This window comes from Croceivirga lutea (genome assembly GCF_014235875.1).
In the GTDB taxonomy this organism is placed as follows: domain Bacteria; phylum Bacteroidota; class Bacteroidia; order Flavobacteriales; family Flavobacteriaceae; genus Croceivirga; species Croceivirga lutea.
In genome coordinates this window covers 581,271-600,635 of sequence record NZ_JACJUK010000001.1, presented here as the reverse complement: position 1 = coordinate 600,635, position 19,365 = coordinate 581,271, and the positions used below count along the sequence as shown (strand labels likewise).

The 19,365-nt window shown below is 34.2% G+C and carries 15 protein-coding genes; 10 read left to right on the top strand and 5 right to left on the bottom strand.

The annotated features are described in order from the left end of the window. Positions 1-56 precede the first annotated feature (56 nt). From H5V42_RS02820 to H5V42_RS02810, 3 genes are all read left to right on the top strand, one after another. Positions 57-2,438 (top strand): zinc-dependent metalloprotease, encoded by a 2,382-nt coding sequence (locus tag H5V42_RS02820; RefSeq protein ID WP_185781600.1) that lies wholly within the window; start codon positions 57-59, stop codon positions 2,436-2,438. Between the two features lie 4 nt (positions 2,439-2,442). Next, positions 2,443-3,465, top strand: coding sequence for a threonine aldolase family protein (locus H5V42_RS02815; protein ID WP_185781599.1), 1,023 nt, complete (start codon positions 2,443-2,445; stop codon positions 3,463-3,465). A gap of 273 nt (positions 3,466-3,738) precedes the next feature. Further along, positions 3,739-4,839 (top strand): OmpA family protein, encoded by a 1,101-nt coding sequence (locus tag H5V42_RS02810; RefSeq protein WP_185781598.1) that lies wholly within the window; start codon positions 3,739-3,741, stop codon positions 4,837-4,839. 50 nt (positions 4,840-4,889) lie between these two features. On the opposite strand, the gene H5V42_RS02805 is transcribed toward H5V42_RS02810, so the two are convergent. After that, positions 4,890-5,333: a thioredoxin family protein gene (locus H5V42_RS02805; protein ID WP_185781597.1), complete on the bottom strand. Its 444-nt coding sequence runs from the start codon at positions 5,331-5,333 to the stop codon at positions 4,890-4,892. Positions 5,334-5,354: 21 nt separating this feature from the next. Then, on the bottom strand, positions 5,355-5,681 hold the full coding sequence (locus H5V42_RS02800) for a YbaB/EbfC family nucleoid-associated protein (protein ID WP_185781596.1): 327 nt from the start codon (positions 5,679-5,681) through the stop codon (positions 5,355-5,357). A 128-nt stretch (positions 5,682-5,809) separates the two neighbouring features. On the opposite strand from H5V42_RS02800, the gene H5V42_RS02795 reads away from it, so the two are divergent. From H5V42_RS02795 to H5V42_RS02785, 3 genes are all read left to right on the top strand, one after another. Beyond that, on the top strand, positions 5,810-7,867 hold the full coding sequence (locus H5V42_RS02795) for a S9 family peptidase (RefSeq protein ID WP_229665637.1): 2,058 nt from the start codon (positions 5,810-5,812) through the stop codon (positions 7,865-7,867). A 60-nt stretch (positions 7,868-7,927) separates the two neighbouring features. Further along, positions 7,928-8,968, top strand: coding sequence for a PLP-dependent cysteine synthase family protein (locus tag H5V42_RS02790; RefSeq protein WP_185781594.1), 1,041 nt, complete (start codon positions 7,928-7,930; stop codon positions 8,966-8,968). A 117-nt stretch (positions 8,969-9,085) separates the two neighbouring features. Continuing rightward, positions 9,086-10,345 (top strand): aminotransferase class I/II-fold pyridoxal phosphate-dependent enzyme, encoded by a 1,260-nt coding sequence (locus tag H5V42_RS02785; RefSeq protein WP_185781593.1) that lies wholly within the window; start codon positions 9,086-9,088, stop codon positions 10,343-10,345. Positions 10,346-10,377: 32 nt separating this feature from the next. On the opposite strand, the gene H5V42_RS02780 is transcribed toward H5V42_RS02785, so the two are convergent. After that, entirely contained in the window at positions 10,378-11,496 is a 1,119-nt protein-coding gene (locus H5V42_RS02780) for a GTP cyclohydrolase (protein WP_185781592.1), read from the bottom strand. A gap of 67 nt (positions 11,497-11,563) precedes the next feature. Further along, on the bottom strand, positions 11,564-12,508 hold the full coding sequence (locus tag H5V42_RS02775) for a transporter (protein WP_185781591.1): 945 nt from the start codon (positions 12,506-12,508) through the stop codon (positions 11,564-11,566). 81 nt (positions 12,509-12,589) lie between these two features. Here H5V42_RS02775 and H5V42_RS02770 point away from each other — a divergent pair, with 81 nt between their 5' ends. Genes H5V42_RS02770 through H5V42_RS02755 form a run of 4 tightly spaced genes read left to right on the top strand, consistent with a single transcriptional unit; the run spans position 12,590 to position 18,045 of the window. Further along, positions 12,590-12,850: a DUF4834 family protein gene (locus H5V42_RS02770; protein ID WP_185781590.1), complete on the top strand. Its 261-nt coding sequence runs from the start codon at positions 12,590-12,592 to the stop codon at positions 12,848-12,850. 25 nt (positions 12,851-12,875) lie between these two features. After that, positions 12,876-15,326, top strand: coding sequence for a YfhO family protein (locus H5V42_RS02765; protein ID WP_185781589.1), 2,451 nt, complete (start codon positions 12,876-12,878; stop codon positions 15,324-15,326). Then, the gene (locus H5V42_RS02760; protein WP_185781588.1) at positions 15,326-16,609 is read left to right on the top strand and encodes a glycosyl transferase family 1; all 1,284 of its coding nucleotides are present in this window, start codon (positions 15,326-15,328) and stop codon (positions 16,607-16,609) included. Before H5V42_RS02765 ends, H5V42_RS02760 begins: the two co-directional genes overlap by 1 nt. Continuing rightward, entirely contained in the window at positions 16,597-18,045 is a 1,449-nt protein-coding gene (locus H5V42_RS02755; protein WP_185781587.1) for a lipopolysaccharide biosynthesis protein, read from the top strand. Before H5V42_RS02760 ends, H5V42_RS02755 begins: the two co-directional genes overlap by 13 nt. A gap of 61 nt (positions 18,046-18,106) precedes the next feature. Here H5V42_RS02755 and H5V42_RS02750 read toward each other — a convergent pair whose 3' ends face one another. Further along, on the bottom strand, positions 18,107-19,294 hold the full coding sequence (locus tag H5V42_RS02750) for a hypothetical protein (RefSeq protein WP_185781586.1): 1,188 nt from the start codon (positions 19,292-19,294) through the stop codon (positions 18,107-18,109). Positions 19,295-19,365 lie beyond the last annotated feature (71 nt).

Here is a 19,365-nt window from a genome sequence, read left to right as displayed (position 1 = left end):
AAAGCATGGTAGCGCAACGTATTTTCTCTATTTTTAGAAATCAAATTTTTCTCATTATGAAAAGAATACTACTCTCCCTAGTTGCACTATTTTTAGTTTTATGGGCACCTGCTCAGAATTTTGAATCCACCAAAGACTTTCAAAAGTTTACGGGTTATTTTGATTTTTATTATGATGATGCCAAAGACAAATTGTTTTTGCAAGTAGATGATTTAGACAAAGAGTTTTTATACGTATACTCTCTAAGTAGCGGAATAGGTAGCAATGATATTGGTTTAGATAGGGGACAGCTTGGAAATGAGCAGGTTGTTTTATTTAAAAAAGCCGGTAATAAATTATTACTTGTACAGCCAAATTTAAAATTTAGAGCATTAACTTCTAATGAGTTGGAACGAAAATCAGTTGAACAGGCTTTTGCAAAATCTGTTTTACAAGGTTTTACGATAACCGAAGAATCTAGAGGGAGCTATTTAATTGATATTACTGATTTTTTAATGCGAGATGCTCACGGAGTTTCTCAACGTCTAAAACGTACAGATCAGGGTAATTACGCATTAGATAAAACTAAAAGTGCATTTGCTTTTGAACGAACAAAAGCTTTTCCAAAAAATATTGAGTTTGACGTTACCTTAACGTTTAAGGGTGAGCCAAAAGGTAGTTTTATACGTTCTGTTGTACCTGACCCTAGTTTAGTAACTGTTGCTCAGCATCATTCTTTTATTGCCTTGCCTGAAGCTGGTTTTGAAAAACGAAAGTTTGACCCACGTTCGGGGAGTTATCCTTTTTCTTATTATGATTATGCAACCCCTGTTGAAGACCATATTCTAAAAAAATATATTCCAAGACATCGCTTAGAAAAGAAAAATCCTAACGCAGAAGTTAGTGAAGCCGTTGAACCAATTATTTATTATTTAGATAATGGTACTCCAGAACCTGTACGTTCAGCGTTACTAGAAGGTGGAAGCTGGTGGAATCAAGCTTTTGAGGCCATTGGTTACAAAGATGCTTTTCAGGTTAAAATATTGCCAGATGACGCTGACCCTATGGATGTAAGATTTAATGTAATACAATGGGTGCATAGATCTACAAGAGGATGGAGCTACGGTGCTAGTGTAAGAGACCCAAGAACAGGAGAAATAATTAAAGGGCATGTGAGTTTAGGTAGCTTACGTATACGTCAAGATTTTTTAATTGCACAAGCATTAATGAACGAACCTTTTAAAGATGACGATAAAAACAATAAGCCAATGCTAGATCTTGCTATAGCAAGAATTCGTCAACTTTCAGCTCATGAAATAGGGCACACCTTAGGTTTTGCTCACAATTTTGCTGCAAGTACCAATAATAGGGCATCTGTAATGGATTATCCTCATCCGCAATTTGAAGTAAAAGGGAATAAAATTGATTTTTCTAATGCTTATGATTCTGGTATTGGTGAGTGGGATAAGGTAACAGTTGCTTACGCTTATTCAGATTTTCCAAAAGGTACCAATGAAAATGAAGCACTAAATACAATACTTAAAAATGCGCAAGATAAAGGCTTACGATATCTTTCTGACCAAGATGCAAGACCAAAAGGCAGTGCTCATGCACTAGCTCATTTGTGGGATAATGGAAATAGTGCAGCTCAAGAGTTAGAAGATATTTTAAAAGTTAGAGCAACGGCAATTGCTAATTTCTCAGAAGATAATATCAGAAATGGTGAGGCATATTCTACATTAGAAGATGTCTTTGTGCCGCTTTATTTTCTTCACCGTTATCAAGTTGAAGCTGCGACTAAAGTTGTGGGTGGACAAGATTACAATTATAAAGTAAAAGGTGATGGGCAGTTCGCTGTTAAGAGTGTAACCAGGCTCTCTCAAGAAAATGCATTAAAGCAAGTGCTCAAAACGCTAGACCCTAAAGTTCTAGCTATTCCAGAAGATAAACTAGAATTGTTTCCACCACGGGCCATTGGTTTTTCTAGGTCTAGGGAGTCTTTTAAAAGCAAAATGGGTGTTTCTTTTGACCCGTTTGGGGCCGCTGAGACAGCAGCTGCAACAACTTTAGGCTTATTACTTCACCCAGAACGGGCAAATAGGCTTATACAACAAAAGTCTATAGATAAGGGGCAATTAGGTTTAGAAGATGTTATAAAGCAACTACTAGAAGTAACTCTTGAAGAAAATGTAAATTCAACGTACCATAAAGGTTTAAAAGATGTAATTGATTGGCAAGTGCTTCAGCACTTAATGAATTTAGTGGCATCAGATGAAGTTTATCCACAGGTTAAAGCTATTGTATTAGAAAGTCTACAACAAATACAATCTAGTAATACCAATAAACTTTATAATGTTGCACTTACCAAGTTTTTCGAAGACCCTTCAAAATATAAAGTAGAAAATAGTGCACCAAAAATTCCAGATGGCTCACCAATTGGAATGGACTGTATGAATTAATGCTATGGAAATAAATCTTATTAGTGATACGGTTACAAAACCGTCATCAGAAATGTTAAGCGCAATGTTTTCTGCAGAGGTGGGTGATGACGTTTTTAAAAAAGACCCCACTGTAAACGCATTAGAAGAAAAGGTGGCATCACTTTTTGGTATGGAGGCGGCTTTGTTTTTTCCTAGCGGTAGTATGGTGAATCAGACGGCTATAAAACTTCATACCAATCCAGGAGAACAACTTATATGTGATAAATACGCCCATGTTTTTAATTACGAGGGTGGGGGAGTTAGTTTTAATAGCGGTGTTTCTTGTAGATTGGTAGATGGTCATAGGGGAATGATGACTGCCGAACAAGTTGAAGCCGCTATTAATCCGCCAGATTTTTATCATAGCCCATTGACAAGTTTAGTTTGTATCGAAAATACCACTAATAAAGGCGGTGGTGCTTGTTGGGATTTTGAAGAATTAAAAAAAATAAAAGCAGTTTGTAGCAAACATAATCTAGCTTACCATTTAGATGGTGCTAGACTTTGGAATGCACTTGTAAGAAAGGGAGAGAATCCCAAGCAGTATGGTGAGTTATTTGATACTATTAGTGTTTGTTTAAGTAAAGGCTTGGGTTGTCCTGTAGGTTCTGTTTTAGTGGGTACCCAAACTCATATTAAAGAGGCGATTAGAGTACGAAAAATTTTAGGTGGAGGAATGCGACAGGCAGGATACTTAGCTGCAGCAGGTTTATTTGCATTAGAAAATAACATTGAACGCTTAGCGGAAGACCACGCTAAGGCAGAAGAGATTGGTAAAACCCTTACCAAACTCAATTTTATAAAAAAGGTGGAGCCCATTGAAACAAATATTATCATTTTTGAGCTCGATGAAAGTAAAATCACCCAAGAGAAATTTATGAATATTCTTGAAAAGCATGCAATTTCTCTGATAGGAATGGGACAGGGTAAATTGCGCTTAGTTACACATTTAGACTATACTCAAGAAATGCATAAAGTATTTTTACAGGTTCTAAACTCCATCTAATAGAGGTTCAACCAATTGTAAAACAGTAACATAACAATATTTTTAACTTTTTTTTTAGTTTTTTTTAATAAAATAGGATACATTGCACGCCCTTTTAACAAAACTTAGGTTTAAGTGAAAAAATTAAAATGCTTTAACACAGCAGTTTAAATTAGAGATTTAAGAGAAATTTGTCACCCTTAAAATTTTATTGTGACTTTTTTAAAAATGACGTTTCTAAGTTTTTGTAAGAAGTGATAACACTCTTGTAAATAATTAACTAAGACTATAAAAATGAAAAAAAGTTTATTTTTTGCCGCTTTTTTAGCGACTGCAACTATTTGGGCACAAGATTTGCCATCGAATCCAGAACCTGGAAAATGTTATGTACGTTGTACTACTCCAGATGTTTATGAAAATCAAAGTGTTTCTGTAACAGTAAAACCAGCTTACGATGTTTTAAAGGTAGTACCTGCAACATACAAAACAGTTACAGAAAGAGTACTAGTAAAAGAAGAAAGTAAGGTATTAAAAGTTATACCTGCAAAATGGGGTACAGAAACTGTATCTTATGTTTCTAGAGCAGCTGCTGAATCTTTAAGAGTTGTTCCAGCTACTTTTAAAAGAAGTTCAGAAACTATTGAAATTAAGCCAGCATATGCTCAATGGGAACTTGGTTCACCAGCTCCTGATTGTGCTTCTGGTAATCCAGATGATTGTAGATACTGGTGTTATAAAGGGTATCCTGCAGAATTCACAACGGTAAGTACTGAAGTTTTAGCTTCTGCTGCTTCTGTAGAAACTATTGCTGGTACAGCTAAAAATTCAACATACACCAAGAGAGTTATGTTAGAGCCTGCTAAGGTTGTTGAAGAAGTTATACCTGCAGAATACCAAACAATTACAAAAACCGTAATTGATCAGCCTGCAAAATCAATTAAAGAAACTATACCTGCTGTTACTAAAACGGTAACTAAAGAAGTTCTTAAATCTAAGGGTGGTTTAACTTCTTGGAAAGAAGTAGAGTGTGCTTTAGTTGAGTACCAAGCTTTACCAATTAACTGGAATTTAGGTAGCGCTTCATTAACTTCTGAGGCTAAGAGTATAATCGATAGCAGATTAATGCCAGTTTTAGAAAAAAATCCTGGTGTAAAATTAGAAATTGCTTCTCATACAGATTCTAGAGGTACTTCAACTTCTAACCAAAGTTTATCTGAAAGAAGAGCTAAAGCTGTTGCTGATTACTTAATCACTAAAGGTGTAAACTCAAGCTTATTAGTAGCTAATGGTTATGGTGAGCGTAGATTAAAGAACAGATGTGCTGATGGTGTTTCTTGTACAGAAAGAGAGCACGCTTCTAATAGAAGAACTGAGTTCCGTTTAATTAATAACTAAAAGAACGCTTTCAAATAAAAAAAAGCCCTGAGTTGTCTCAAGGCTTTTTTTTATTGATTTCTTTTAAGAAAGTCTAGATGATAACCAATTTCACCATTCATACTATAACCAGAATATTCATCTAAAACATTCCCTTTTCTGTCTAAGGCAACAAACAGTGGAAAAACACCTTTTTTATTTAGTTTAGAAAAAACAGCTTTGTTATGTTCCATTTGGTTTTTAGAAACTAAATCTTTGTTACGAGGAATATCAATATAGACTAAAACATATTCACTAGATAGCTCCTGAAATTCGGAAGTTTCAAATAAATCTTTCTTTAATTGAATACAAGGTCCACACCAATCGCTACCCGTAAAATATACCAAAATATTCTTTTTTTCAGAACCGGCTATCTTTTTGGCTTTTTCCAAATCTGTATGCCAATCTAAAGATTTTTCAGTATCCGTTACTGGTACTAAAACAAATAGACTTATGATTAAAACAACTAGTTTCATAAATAAAGTTTTTATGTTCTACTATTTCATAAACGCATCCATTCCCGGAATATTGGGCATACCATCTTTGGCAACTGCAGCTAATTCTGCTTCTTGTATTTTAGTGGCTTTGTCGATAGCTTTATTCAGTGTTAAAATTAAATAGTCTTCTAGTTGTTCTTTATCACTTAAAAGCTCATCAGAAATATGTATCGATTTTATTTCTCTATTTGCAGTTAAGGTTACTTTGATTTTATCATCATTGGATTTTTCTTCAACAGTAACCGTTTTTAAACGTTCTTTGGTGGCTTCTACTTTTTTTTGAGTTTCTTTAAGTTTACCCATCATTCCCATTAGGTCTCCAAACATATGCTTCAATTTTAAAATTCAAAAATACTACATTGCATTCATAATCAATTATTATGAACACTACTTCACTTTTAAAATGTATTCTCGTAAACTGTCTTATTTTTGCATCCTCTTGCAAAAAAACGCCTATGAAAGTTCAACCACCTATTGCTAAAAAAAATCCTAAAGAACTGGTTAAGCATGGTGATACGCGTATAGATAATTACTATTGGTTAAACCAAAGAGAAGACCAAGAAGTTATCGACTATTTAAACGCAGAAAACGAATATTACGAAACACTTACGGCACATACTAAAGATTTTCAAGAAGCATTATATTCAGAAATGCGGTCTAGAATAAAGGAAGATGATACCTCAGTACCCTATAAATTAAACGGATATTACTATTTAACGCGTTATGAAAAGGGAATGGAATATCCAATTTATGAACGTAAAAAAGAAAAATTAGAGAATTCCGCCGAGTTACTTTTTAATTGTAATGAATTAGCTAAAGGGCATGATTTTTTTAACCTTAGAGGTATTTCTATAAGTCCAGACAATACATGGGCAGCTTTTGGTTTAGATACTGTTTCTAGAAGACAATATTACATTCAATTCAAAAATTTAGAAACCAACGAAATTCTTGAGGACAAAATAGAAAACACAACAGGTAGTTCAGTTTGGGCTGAAGACAACAAAACCTTGTTTTATACCAAAAAAGACCCTGTTACTTTACGATCAGATAAAATCTTTAAACATGTTATTGGTACCCCTGTTGAAGAAGACGTTTTAGTTTTTGAAGAAAAAGATGAAACTTTTACCACATTTATTTATAAAACAAAATCAAAAAAGTATTTAGTTATTGGTTCGGCTAGTACTATGACAACTGAATACAGAATTTTACCTGCCAATACGCCTAATCAAGAATTTAAGGTCTTCTCTCCAAGAACTAGAGGTTTAGAATATTCCATATCTCATTTTAATGATAGTTTTTACATCCTAACAAATAAAGATGGCGCTACCAATTTTAAATTGATGAAAACAGGAGAGAATCTAACCGCTATGGATAATTGGGAAGAATTTATTCCACATAGAGATGATGTACTCTTAGAAGACATTGAGATTTTTAAAGACTGGTATGTACTCTCAGAAAGAGAGAATGGTTTAAATAAAATGAAAGTTATTCGTTGGGATGGCTCTAATTCTTATTATTTACCAATTGATAGTGAAACCTACGTCATGGGGCCAACAACCAATCTTGATTTTGAAACCAATAAACTCAGATACTTTTACAACGCCATGACTTCTCCTTACTCCATAATAGAATTTAATATGGATACCAAGGAGAAAACCATATTAAAAGAGCAAGAGGTTTTAGGTGAGTTTACTAAAGAGAATTACAAATCTGAGCGTATTTGGGGCACTGCTAGAGATGGAAAAAAAGTGCCCGTTTCAATTGTTTATCATAAAGATACTCCAAGAGATGGTACAAGTCCATTATTGCAGTATGCTTATGGTTCCTATGGTTCTACAATGGACCCGTATTTTTCAACGGTGCGCTTAAGTCTATTGAATAGGGGATTCATTTACGCTATTGCACATGTAAGAGGAGGTGAGTATTTGGGTAGACCTTGGTATGAAGATGGTAAACTACTAAATAAGAAAAATACATTTACAGACTTTATTGATGTTTCTAAACATTTAATATCAAAAAAATACACAAGCCCAGAACACTTATATGCCATGGGAGGTTCTGCGGGCGGTTTATTAATGGGAGCTATTGTGAACATGAATCCAGAATTATATAACGGTGTAATCGCAGCTGTACCCTTTGTAGATGTGGTAACTACCATGTTAGATGATACTATACCATTAACCACTGGAGAATATGATGAATGGGGAAATCCCAATGAGAAAGAATTTTATGATTACATAAAAAGTTATTCTCCATATGATAATGTTGAGGCTAAAGAATATCCAAACATCTATGTTTCCACAGGATTGCATGATAGTCAAGTACAATATTGGGAACCTGCTAAATGGGTAGCTAAATTGAGAGCTCACAAAACAGATAAAAATTTATTGTTTTTAGATACCAATATGGATGCTGGCCATGGTGGTGCCTCGGGTCGCTTTGAAGCACTTAAAGAAACCGCAAAAGAATTTAGTTTTATATTAGATTTAGAAGGAAAGATTCATACTCAATAATTTATACTATTTTTGCCTTGCGTTATGGCGTTTTTTCAACGCTCTAAACAAAACTTAACTATGGAAAATAAGATAAAGGCTTACAACAATATCTTAGAATTAGTTGGTGAAACTCCCCTAATTAAATTAAACCGAATTGCAGATAACCTTAGCGGTAACTTTTATGCAAAAGTTGAAGCCTTTAATCCAGGACATTCAGCAAAGGATAGAATAGCAAAATTCATAATTGAACAAGCCGAAGCAAAAGGCATTCTAAAACCAGGAAGTACTGTTGTTGAAACAACCTCTGGTAACACCGGCTTTAGTATTGCAATGGCTTGTATGGTTAAAGGTTACAGTTGTATTTTAGCGGTAAGCTCAAAATCATCTCCTGATAAAATAGACATGCTTCGTTCTATGGGAGCAGAGGTTTACGTTTGTCCAGCTCACGTTAGTGCAGATGACCCGCGTTCATATTATGAAGTAGCCAAAAGAATTCACCAAGAAACACCAAATTCCATTTACATAAACCAGTATTTTAATGCCTTAAATATTGAGGCACATTATAAAACTACTGGTCCAGAAATTTGGAATCAAACTTCCGGAAAAATAACCCATTTAGTGGCATGTAGTGGCACAGGTGGAACTATCTCTGGTACAGCTCGTTTCTTAAAAGAACAAAATCCAGAAATTAAAATATTGGCAGTAGACGCTTATGGTTCAATATTGAAAAAGTACCATGAAACTGGTGAGGTTGATGAGGAAGAAATTTACCCTTATAGAATTGAAGGTTTGGGTAAAAATCTAATTCCAGCTGCCACAGATTTTAACGTTATTGACCGTTATATTAAAGTTACAGATGCAGAAAGTGCCCATATGGCTCGTAAAATTGCTCATTCTGAAGGCTTGTTTGTGGGTTATACTAGTGGGGCGGCAATGCAGGCAACACTTCAATACAATTTAGAAGGCGAATTTGCAGCAGATAGTAACGTTGTTATAATTTTTCCTGACCACGGCTCTCGCTACATGAGTAAAATTTATAGCGATGATTGGATGGAATCTCAGGGCTTTTTACAGGAAGAATCTAAGACAGAAGCTAAAAAGATAGAATACATAAAGTAATTAACTTTGTGGTGAAATTTTGAAACACCTCCAATGAGGTGTTTTTTTGTATAAAAATTTAATTGCAACTGCATGTTCTAATATATACTTTTGCAGTTCATACAATTAATAGTGCAGATGAGGGATTTATTTGATAGAATCATTGAAAACAAAGGACCATTAGGTAAATGGGCCTCCCAGGCAGAAGGCTACTTTGTTTTTCCAAAATTAGAAGGACCTATTTCTAATAGAATGAAGTTCCATGGTAAGGATGTTATTACTTGGAGTATTAATGATTATTTAGGTATTGCCAATTTACCAGAAGTTAAAAAAGTTGACTCTGAAGCTGCGCTTGAACACGGTTCGGCTTATCCAATGGGCGCACGTATGATGAGTGGTCATACAGATTATCATGAGCAGCTAGAGAAAGAATTAGCAGCTTTTGTTAATAAGGAATCTTCGTACCTGCTAAATTTTGGGTATCAAGGATTCATGTCTGTAGTTGATGCTTTAGTTACCAAAGACGATATTATTGTTTACGATGTTGATTGTCATGCTTGTATTATAGATGGAGTGCGTTTACATATGGGTAAACGTTTCACTTTTATGCATAACGATCCAGAAAGTTTAGAAAAGAACTTAGAAAGAGCTACCAAAATGGCTCAAGAAACTGGTGGCGGTATTCTTGTTATTTCTGAAGGAGTGTTTGGTATGCGCGGAGAACAAGGTATACTTAAAGAAATTGTTGCGCTTAAGAAAAAATTTAAGTTTAGACTATTAGTTGATGATGCACATGGTTTTGGTACTTTAGGTAAAACTGGTGCGGGAGCAGGTGAGGAGCAAGGCGTACAAGATGATATTGACGTATACCTAGCTACTTTTGCAAAGTCCATGGCCAGTATTGGCGCTTTTGTTGCTGCTGATAGAGAAATTATCGATTATCTAAAATATAATATGCGTTCTCAAATGTTCGCAAAATCGCTTCCTATGGTTTACGTAAAAGGAGCATTAAAGCGATTAGACATGTTGAGAACTATGCCTGAGTTAAAAGCAAAACTTTGGGAAAATGTAAATGCACTTCAGAATGGTTTACGTGAAAAAGGTTTTGATTTAGGTACAACTCAAAGTTGTGTTACTCCTGTGTATTTGAATGGTAGTATCCCTGAGGCAATGGCACTAGTTAAAGATTTAAGAGAGAATCACGGTATTTTCTGTTCAATTGTAGTATATCCGGTTATTCCTAAAGGTTTAATCTTACTTCGATTAATACCTACTGCTACCCATACCATGGAGGACATTGCTGAAACCCTTGAGGCTTTTTCTTCTATTAGAGAGCGTTTGCAAAACGGTACTTACAAAAGATTATCTGCTGCAGTAGCTGCGGCAATGGGTGAGTAAGTATTAACTTTTTATAATTTATAAGTAAGAACCTATAGATTTTTTCTGTAGGTTCTTCTTCTTTTATGGGTAATAGGATTAAAATGTTTCCACATTTGTCTAATAGCGGTATTCTCTTCTAATTCTGGTGTTCGTATACAATTCTCAACACCACGTTTTTTAAATGTGTGATAAAACTCGTTAAATATAATAGCAGTAACCCCCTTACTTTGGTATTCTGGTTTAATTCCTATGAGATAAAAAATAGCATCCTTGCTGTTTTTTCGTGCATGTAATAAGTGAAAAATTCCAAGAGGAAATAGCTTTCCGTTAGCTTTTTGTAAAGCCTTTGAAAATGAAGGCATAACAATGGCGAATGCAACTAAACCATCATTCTCATCAACAACAAATTTGATGTATTCTGGGTTTATAAAGCTGATGTATTTCTTTTTAAAATACTCTTTTTGAATATCGGTTATCTTTACAAAGGAGGAAAGTTTAGCATAAGACTCATTGAATAAATCAAACATTTTGTCTACCCATGGCATAATATCCTTACTGTTCGTAAAATTTAGTTCTCTTAACTTAAATCTCCTTTTAATAAGTAGGTTGGCTTTTTCAAAAAGCTTTGGGTCAGCTGCAGCTGCTTTAAACTTATTTTCTAAATATTCTTTTTCCTTAACAAATTCATGGGTTTCGTAATGATTTTTATAATAGGGATGGTTATACCATGTAATCATGGTACCAATCTCGTCAAAACCTTCTGTGAGTACACCAACTTTATCAAGATTTGAAAACCCCACAGGACCTTCCATAAATTCGAGCTTATGTGTATGGCCTATTTCTGCAACTTTTGCAAGTAAAGCTTTAGAAACATCTAGGTCATCAATAAAATCAAACCATCCAAAACGCATTTTTTTAAGTCCTTGTTCTTTAACTTCTAACCAGTTAATTATGGCCGCAACTCTACCAACAATGGTATTTTCTTTGTAAGCTAGAAAAAAAGTAGCTTCTGCATTTTTAAATACGGGATTTACATCTTTGTTAAAAGACTCCATTTCATCTTTAATTATTGGAGGTACCCAAAACTTATTGTTTTTGTACAATGAAAATGGAAACTTTACAAAGTCTTTCAGACCTTGTTTTGTAGTTACTTCAACAACTTTAATCATGCCCAATATTTATGACACAATATTAGGGATAATACTTATAAAGCAGGTGGATTTTGTACAAGAAAAACTAGAAGTCTTTTTTCTTTTTCTTGCGTTTCATACTTCCTTTTTTGATTCGGTTTTCAGGGTCTTTTTTACGTTCAGGTATTAATCTATCTTTATGCATATCAAACCTGTAAGACAATCCTGCTGAAGCAAAATAGCGTGTTGGTGTAGTCTTTATACTGCCGCCAAAATTAATATCTACTTGAAAATCTGGACTAAATAAATGTGCAATACCTGTTCTAAATAACAAATCAGAATAACGGTCGCTATTAAATCCCTGATGTTCTATAAACATACTCCACTTAGGATTTCTAAAAGCGTGGGAAAATGAAATGGAATAATTGAGTTCAGGAAAATCAGTAGTAATTCTGTTGTACGCAAAATTGGTGATTAATACAGATTTTGGAGTTAATTTACTTTGTGTGGCAATCATGGCTCTATAAGAAAGTAATTCGTCTTCAGGGTAAAACGGATTATCGCCTAAATTAAAGTTTACACCTCCGTAAATTGACACGGCTGGTAATAAGTTTTTAAATTGGAACTTGTTGTTTGCGCGCCAGCTGTAAAGATTTGGCTTATTTGCCTTTTCATTTTTAAAAGGGTCAAATACTAAAAATTTAAGTCCTAAGCGATTCTGTCTAAAATCTGTTCTAGTTTCATTTATATCGAAATTGTTGAAGGTAATATCTTGATTGATATAAGTGCCTTCATAAACAACTTCAAGCGTTTCAAAATACAATCCGTACCTAATTGCTAAGTCTGCACCAATTACATTAGAATCTGTATTGTTTTCGGAGTGATTTTGATTTTCATAGAGTCCACCAAACTCAAATTGTAATACATTGCTGCCCAATGCATATGCGCTAACTGCTTTGCCAGGTCTGTTAGAATTAATAACATCTGTATACTGAGCAGTAACTGCAGTTGAGAAAAAAAGTAGAATTAAGAGTGATTTTAGGTTCACCATAGCTTTTTAATACTATTTTATGAAACGAATTTTAGTTTTTAGATACTTACAAAGTAATTTTGAATCAATAGCGAAAGCAAAATGGTTTTATTACAAACGATATTAATAGTACTAATCGTATACTACGGTTTCAAAATACTTTGGAAATGGTTGGGACCCCAGTTATTAAATTTTGCTGTTAAAAAAACTGAAGAGCGTTTTCAACAGCAATTTAATGGCTACCATAATAATAGTCAAAATGCAGATAATGAAGGTGATACAACAATTGTAGACAACCCCTCAAAAAGAACAAAATCTTCAAAAAAAGTGGGTGAATACATAGATTTTGAAGAAATTGACTGATATTTAAGGCTTCCAATAAAATTCTATGAAGCTTACATTTCAAACAGTTGTTAAAAACGCTGTAGTCTTACTCGTATTTATAGTAGCATCATTAGTCTATTTCAATCCTGTTTTACAAGGCAAAGCAATCTTTCAATCAGATATTGCCCAATACAAGGGCATGGCAAAAGAACGCGATGATTATAAGCGAACTACAGGGGTAGAATCCTATTGGACAAACAGTGCTTTTGGGGGTATGCCCACCTATCAGTTGGGTGCTAATTACCCCAATGACTATGTAAAAAAACTAGACCGTTTAATTCGCTTTTTACCTAGACCCGCAGATTATCTTTTTCTTTATCTATTGGGTTTTTACATTTTAATGCTGGCCTTAAAAGTAGATTATAGAATAGCAGTTTTAGGAAGTTTAGCTTTTGGTTTTTCAACGTATTTAATAATTATTCTTGGGGTAGGGCATAATGCAAAAGCACATGCTTTGGGGTATATTCCTATGGTATTGGCAGGTATAGTGCTAACCTTTAGAAAAAAATATATTCTTGGATTTTTACTCACCGCTATTGCTATGGCTTTAGAAATTAGCGCTAATCATTATCAAATGACCTATTACTTTATGTTATTGGTTTTGATTTTAGGTGCTGTTTATTTGGTGTATGCAATTAAAGAAAAAAAAATACTTCATTATTTTTCTTCAGTAGGTCTTCTGATTTTAGCAGTGGGTTTAGCAATTGCCACAAACGCAACAGGACTTTTAGCTACAAAACAATATGCTGATTGGAGTACAAGGGGTAAATCTGAACTCACTATTAATGCCGATGGTTCCGAGAAAGTGGTTCAAGAAGGATTAGATAAAGAGTACATTACTACATATAGTTACGGTATTACAGAGTCTTTAAATTTATTTGTGCCAAGGTTATTTGGTGGTTCTAATAGTGAAAATTTGGGTAAGGACTCAGAAACCTATGAGTTCTTAACCGGTCAAGGTCTACCACCAACAAGAGCCGCGTCTTTTACAGAAAGCATGCCATTATATTGGGGTAATCAACCCATTGTTGCGGGTCCAGCTTATTTAGGAGCTACGGTATTGTTTTTATTTGTTTTGGGCCTATTTCTAGTTAAGAATAAACATAAATGGTGGCTATTGTTTGGAGCTATAATAGCACTATTACTCTCTTGGGGTAAAAATTTTCCGGCCCTTACTAATTTTATGATTGATTACTTTCCACTTTACAATAAGTTTAGGGCAGTATCTTCCATACAAGTTGTATTAGAACTTTGTGTGCCTGCACTAGGTATTTTAGGACTTAAACAATTTCTTAAAAAATCAACTTCAAATACAGAACGATTGGGTGCACTTAAATGGACGTCAATTATAATGATTGGTTTGGGGGTAATTTTGTTTTTGGTTAACGGAATGTTTGCATTTGAAAGCCAAAATGATGTACAGTATCTTCAATACTTTGGAGAAGAGTTAATGGAGATGATTCGGTTAGACAGAGAAGCTGTATATACGAGTGATACTATAAGAAGTTTAGTCTTTGTGCTTTTAACAGCCGCTATTTTATGGGTGTATACCCAAAATAAATTGAAAAAAAATTACTTATTTCTAGTTCTCGCTGTTTTAATTTTAGTTGATTTAGTTGGTGTTGCCACCCGTTACGTAAATACAGAAGATTTTGTGCGAGCTAGAGAAGTAGAACGACCTTTTAAAGCCTCAGGATTAGATGAGCAGATACAACAAGATAATTCTGTTTTTAGAGTATTTGACCCAAATGAAGGTGTAAACGGTGCTCGAACATCCTATTTTCATAAATCCATTGGTGGATATCATGCAGCTAAACCAAAAAGACTGCAAGATTTATTCGAGTTTCATTTATACAATAATAATTTGCAAGTGCTTAATATGCTTAATGTTAAGTATATAGTTCAAGAAGACGAACAAGGCAAACGTTTTCCGGCATACAATGATGCTACAAATGGAGCTGCTTGGTTTGTAAATACCATAAAGATGGTAGAATCTGCTGATGAAGAAATACAGGCGTTATCAGATTTTGATAGTAAAACGGAAGCAATTGTTAATCAGCAAAAGTTTCCGAAACTAACTAAAAGTAGTTTCGAACAAGATTCTTTGGCTTCTGTTTCTGTTATTGATCACCGCCCAGATGTGGTTAAATACCAATATTCATCTAAAAATGATGCATTTATTGTGTTTTCTGAAATGTACTATGCTCATGGATGGCATTCTTTTATTGATGGTCAACCTGTACCACATTTTAGAGTGAATTATGCTTTAAGAGGAATGCGCGTTCCAGAAGGAGAACATGAAATTGAATTTCGATTTGAACCAGAAGTAGTTGAGCAGGGGAGTCAGATAGCTCTAGCTAGTAACATTCTTCTTGGGGTATTAATTTTAGCGGGTGTGGTTTTTGGTTTTGTTAGGTCTGAAAAGCAAAAGAACAAACTAAATACTGAAGCTTAATGCAAAAGGTGTTAATTATCACCTATTATTGGCCACCTGCAGGTGGGCCTGGAGTACAACGATGGTTGAATTTTGTAAAATATTTACCCAATTATGGTATACAACCCATTGTATTTATTCCAGAAAACCCAACATATCCTTTGGTAGATGAAAGCTTAGTAAATCAATTACCTACAAACATCAAGATTATAAAAGAACCAATAATTGAACCTTACTCTTGGGCATCAATTTTTTCAAGAAAAAAAACCAAACGTATTAGTTCAGGCATTATTCCAAAAAAGGATAAACAGTCAGGTTTAGAGCGATTGTTATTATGGGTTAGAGGTAATTTTTTTATTCCAGATGCTAGAAAGTATTGGGTAAGACCTTCAGTAAAAAGTATTGAAAATATTCTCGAAAAAGAGGCCATTTCTACATTGATTACTACTGGTCCACCGCACAGTCTTCATCTCATTGGTTTACAGTTAAAAAAGAAATATGCTATTAAATGGGTAGCAGATTTTAGAGACCCTTGGACAACTATAGGCTACCATAATCAATTAAAGCTTACCAAATGGGCTCAAAAAAAACACAAAACTTTAGAGAAATCCGTTTTAGATAATGCGGATACTGTTGTAGTTACTAGTAAAAATACTAGAGATGAATTTAAAGTTTTAACCCGTACCGGTATTAACGTAATTACCAATGGTTTCGTTGGTGAAAAACCAGAAATGGAGTTAACCAAAAAATTTACGCTTTCTCATATAGGTTCTTTGCTAACAGATAGAAATCCAGAGGTTTTATGGGAGGTTCTTAGCGAAATGCTTGTTGAAGTTGACGGATTCAAAAACGATTTAGAAATTCAATTAATTGGAATCGTTGGTGACGGTGTAAAGGAGTCTCTCAATTCTAACGGATTACAGCTATATCTTACTGAAGTAGGGTATGTAGGGCATGATAAGGTAATCTCGTATCAAGCTTCATCTCAAGTACTGTTATTGCTAGAGATAGATGCTAAAAAAACCAGAGGCATAATTCCTGGTAAATTGTTTGAATATTTAAAAGTTAAAAGACCCATTTTAGCAATAGGCCCTGAGCTTTGGGAAGCAGGTAAAATGGTGGAAGACCATAATGCAGGATATTATTTTAAACGAAATGATAAAAAGGCTCTACGGAACATTTTGGAAAAGTGGTATTCCGATTTTAAAAAAGGAGAATTAATTTGCAATTCTATAGCTATAGAACAATACCATAGAAAAGCGTTAACAAAGAAATTGGCAGAAGTCTTGCAATGGGAATCGTAGTAAAACAGTCAATTGTTAATACCCTTACAACGTATGTGGGTTTTGGATTAGGTGCAATAAACACCCTATTTCTCTACACTCAAATTTTAGAACCAACATATTATGGATTAGTAACCTTTATTTTGGCTACCGCTGCTATTATTATGCCTTTACTGGCACTAGGGGTTCATAATACCTTGGTAAAATTTTATAGCGAACAAAAGGAAGAGAGAAACGGATTTTTAACGCTACTGTTACTTAGCCCATTACTGGTAATAGTTCCGTTGGCGTTGCTGATTTACTTTAAGTATGAAAATATTTCAAATTTTTTAGCCCAAGAAAATGCCATTGCCAAAGATTACGTTTGGTACATATTTATTATTGGGCTTTGTATGGCCTATTTTGAGATTTTTTATGCTTGGAGTAAAGTGCAATTAAAGTCAGTTTTTGGCAACTTTATGAAAGAAGTTTTTGCCAGACTCTGTGTTCTTATTCTGCTAATTTGTTTGTCTTACGAGTGGTTAACCCTTGCACTTTTTTTAAAGGCACTAGTTGTGGTGTACGTAATGCGAACAGTACTTATGAAACTGTATGCGTATAAACTTAGAAAACCGGTTTTAAATTTTAATTTTCCAACCAATACCAAACAAATTTTGAACTATAGTTTTTTAATGATTTTAGGGGGCTCCGCGGCTTTAATCTTATTAGAAATAGATAAGTTTATGATTAACCAGTATGTAGCTATTGAAAATGTTGCTTTTTACGGAGTAGCCGTTTACATTGCTACTGTTATTATAGTGCCTTCTAGGGCTATGCATCAAATTACTTACCCGCTTACAGCGAAGCTTCTGAATGAAAAAAATTTAAGAGGCCTCAAAGAATTGTATCAAAAATCTTCACTTACTTTATTTATTGCTTCAGGTATTGTGTTCCTTTTGATTGTTTTGAATCTTAAAGATTTATATACTTTACTACCCAAAGAATATAGTAAGGGATTTTATATTGTTTTTTTTATTGGTCTCGCTAAGGTTTTTGATTCGGTTTTGGGAAACATAAATTCCATTTTATACAACTCAAAATATTACAAAATCACTTTAATGTTAGGTGTTTTGTTGGCAATAACAACCATTGTATTAAACATATGGTTAATTCCGAAAATGGGTATAGAAGGAGCTGCAATTGCTAGTTTTATTTCTATCTGCATTTTTAATTTGGTAAAACTATTTTTTGTAAAATTCAAGTTTGGTTTTCATCCATTCACAAAAGCAAGTTTTAAGATACTGTCAACCTTGGTGTTTTTGGGTTTACTTTTTTCTTATTTACAATTTCCTTTTCATGCCATTGTAAATATTCTAATAAAATCTATTTTGGTTACAGCCATGTATTTGGGTTTACTGTTCAGGTTTAATATCTCAGAAGAGGTTAATCAACTACTGCATAGATTTATAAAAAAGTAAAACCCCGCGATAAGTAAGACTTACCACGGGGTCAAACAACTAACCAACCTAAAAACAATCTTTATTGAACTCTGCTATTTCTTGTTCTTGTTTGAGCAGAACTTCTATTATTAGAACGAGAAGTTGTACTTCTGGTTACCGTTCTTCTTTGTGTTGTTGTACTTCTTTTTACACTAGAAGTGTTATTTCTTGAACGGTTGCTTACTGTACTTCTACTTGCTGGCTTATTATAAGTTTTAGTACTTCTACTAACTGTTCTACGCTCAGGAGTTCTTGTAATTTCTCTCTTAGTAACTGTAGTTCTATTTGGAGTGCGAGTTACCGTTCTTTGTGTTACCGCTGTTCCTCTATTATTAGTTGAACTTCTCGTAACATTGTTACGCTGACTTGCTGAACTTCTACGTTCTACAGTTCTATTATTTGCATTAGAATTACTTCTATTAACTTTTGTATTGTCACTTCTATACGCCCTAGTATTACTACTTCTATCAATACTTCTATTTTGTGCGTAGTCTCTACTAGTTCTACCAGAATTTCGTTCTACGGTTCTTCTTTGGTCTCTTACAGCAACACGCTTATCGTTTCTATAAATTTTTGCTCTTCGGTTACGATTATAAGTATATCTTTTACCAACATGAGCATAACTTCTTCTAAGGTTATTATTATAAGGTCTATGCCATGTGTATCTCACCGGGTTATAGTATCTTCTATATGGTGAGGTCCAAACGTTACAAAACCCTACTGCTGGTCTGGCAAACCATCTATGAAATGGTCTGTATATATATCTTCTATTGTACACATTTATAAAACCGGTATAATGACTTATAACACCACCGTTATAAAATACATTTAATCCTCCTAGTCTACGAACTCTACCGTTTCTATACCAAACATCTACATCTCCAATTTGAGAAACTCTTCCATAGAAATCATAGAAAATAGGAACGTTTTCTACTTGTATAACAGCACCATAATCATCATACTGAACAAAAGGGTTGTAATCCCAACCGGAATTAAACGTTATACCCACATCACCGATTCGTGCGCCAACCCCTACATTTACGCGATTGTCTATGTAAAAATCAAATTCACCATCAGGATAAACGGCAAACGTTATACCACGTTCCGTAAAAATAAATGAGTTGCCATTGTAGTACCTATTTGCAGTGGTACTATTTTCAATCGTTGCAGCGTTCGCACTCGAAGCTCCGAATACCAGTGCTGCCATTAAGAGTACTAACTTTTTCATCTTATTAAGGTTTAATTCTAGGTGCAACTATTTACATCCCACCCAGTTTAAAACAAACAGCGTGCCAAAAA

Bases quoted from the DNA above. Each gene is read 5' to 3' on its own strand.
- H5V42_RS02820 (WP_185781600.1), top strand. From the start codon at position 57: ATGAAAAGAATACTACTCTCCCTAGTTGCACTATTTTTAGTTTTATGG.
- H5V42_RS02815 (WP_185781599.1), top strand. From the start codon at position 2,443: ATGGAAATAAATCTTATTAGTGATACGGTTACAAAACCGTCATCAGAA.
- H5V42_RS02810 (WP_185781598.1), top strand. From the start codon at position 3,739: ATGAAAAAAAGTTTATTTTTTGCCGCTTTTTTAGCGACTGCAACTATT.
- H5V42_RS02805 (WP_185781597.1), bottom strand. From the start codon at position 5,333: ATGAAACTAGTTGTTTTAATCATAAGTCTATTTGTTTTAGTACCAGTA.
- H5V42_RS02800 (WP_185781596.1), bottom strand. From the start codon at position 5,681: ATGTTTGGAGACCTAATGGGAATGATGGGTAAACTTAAAGAAACTCAA.
- H5V42_RS02795 (WP_229665637.1), top strand. From the start codon at position 5,810: ATGAAAGTTCAACCACCTATTGCTAAAAAAAATCCTAAAGAACTGGTT.
- H5V42_RS02790 (WP_185781594.1), top strand. From the start codon at position 7,928: ATGGAAAATAAGATAAAGGCTTACAACAATATCTTAGAATTAGTTGGT.
- H5V42_RS02785 (WP_185781593.1), top strand. From the start codon at position 9,086: ATGAGGGATTTATTTGATAGAATCATTGAAAACAAAGGACCATTAGGT.
- H5V42_RS02780 (WP_185781592.1), bottom strand. From the start codon at position 11,496: ATGATTAAAGTTGTTGAAGTAACTACAAAACAAGGTCTGAAAGACTTT.
- H5V42_RS02775 (WP_185781591.1), bottom strand. From the start codon at position 12,508: ATGGTGAACCTAAAATCACTCTTAATTCTACTTTTTTTCTCAACTGCA.
- H5V42_RS02770 (WP_185781590.1), top strand. From the start codon at position 12,590: ATGGTTTTATTACAAACGATATTAATAGTACTAATCGTATACTACGGT.
- H5V42_RS02765 (WP_185781589.1), top strand. From the start codon at position 12,876: ATGAAGCTTACATTTCAAACAGTTGTTAAAAACGCTGTAGTCTTACTC.
- H5V42_RS02760 (WP_185781588.1), top strand. From the start codon at position 15,326: ATGCAAAAGGTGTTAATTATCACCTATTATTGGCCACCTGCAGGTGGG.
- H5V42_RS02755 (WP_185781587.1), top strand. From the start codon at position 16,597: ATGGGAATCGTAGTAAAACAGTCAATTGTTAATACCCTTACAACGTAT.
- H5V42_RS02750 (WP_185781586.1), bottom strand. From the start codon at position 19,294: ATGAAAAAGTTAGTACTCTTAATGGCAGCACTGGTATTCGGAGCTTCG.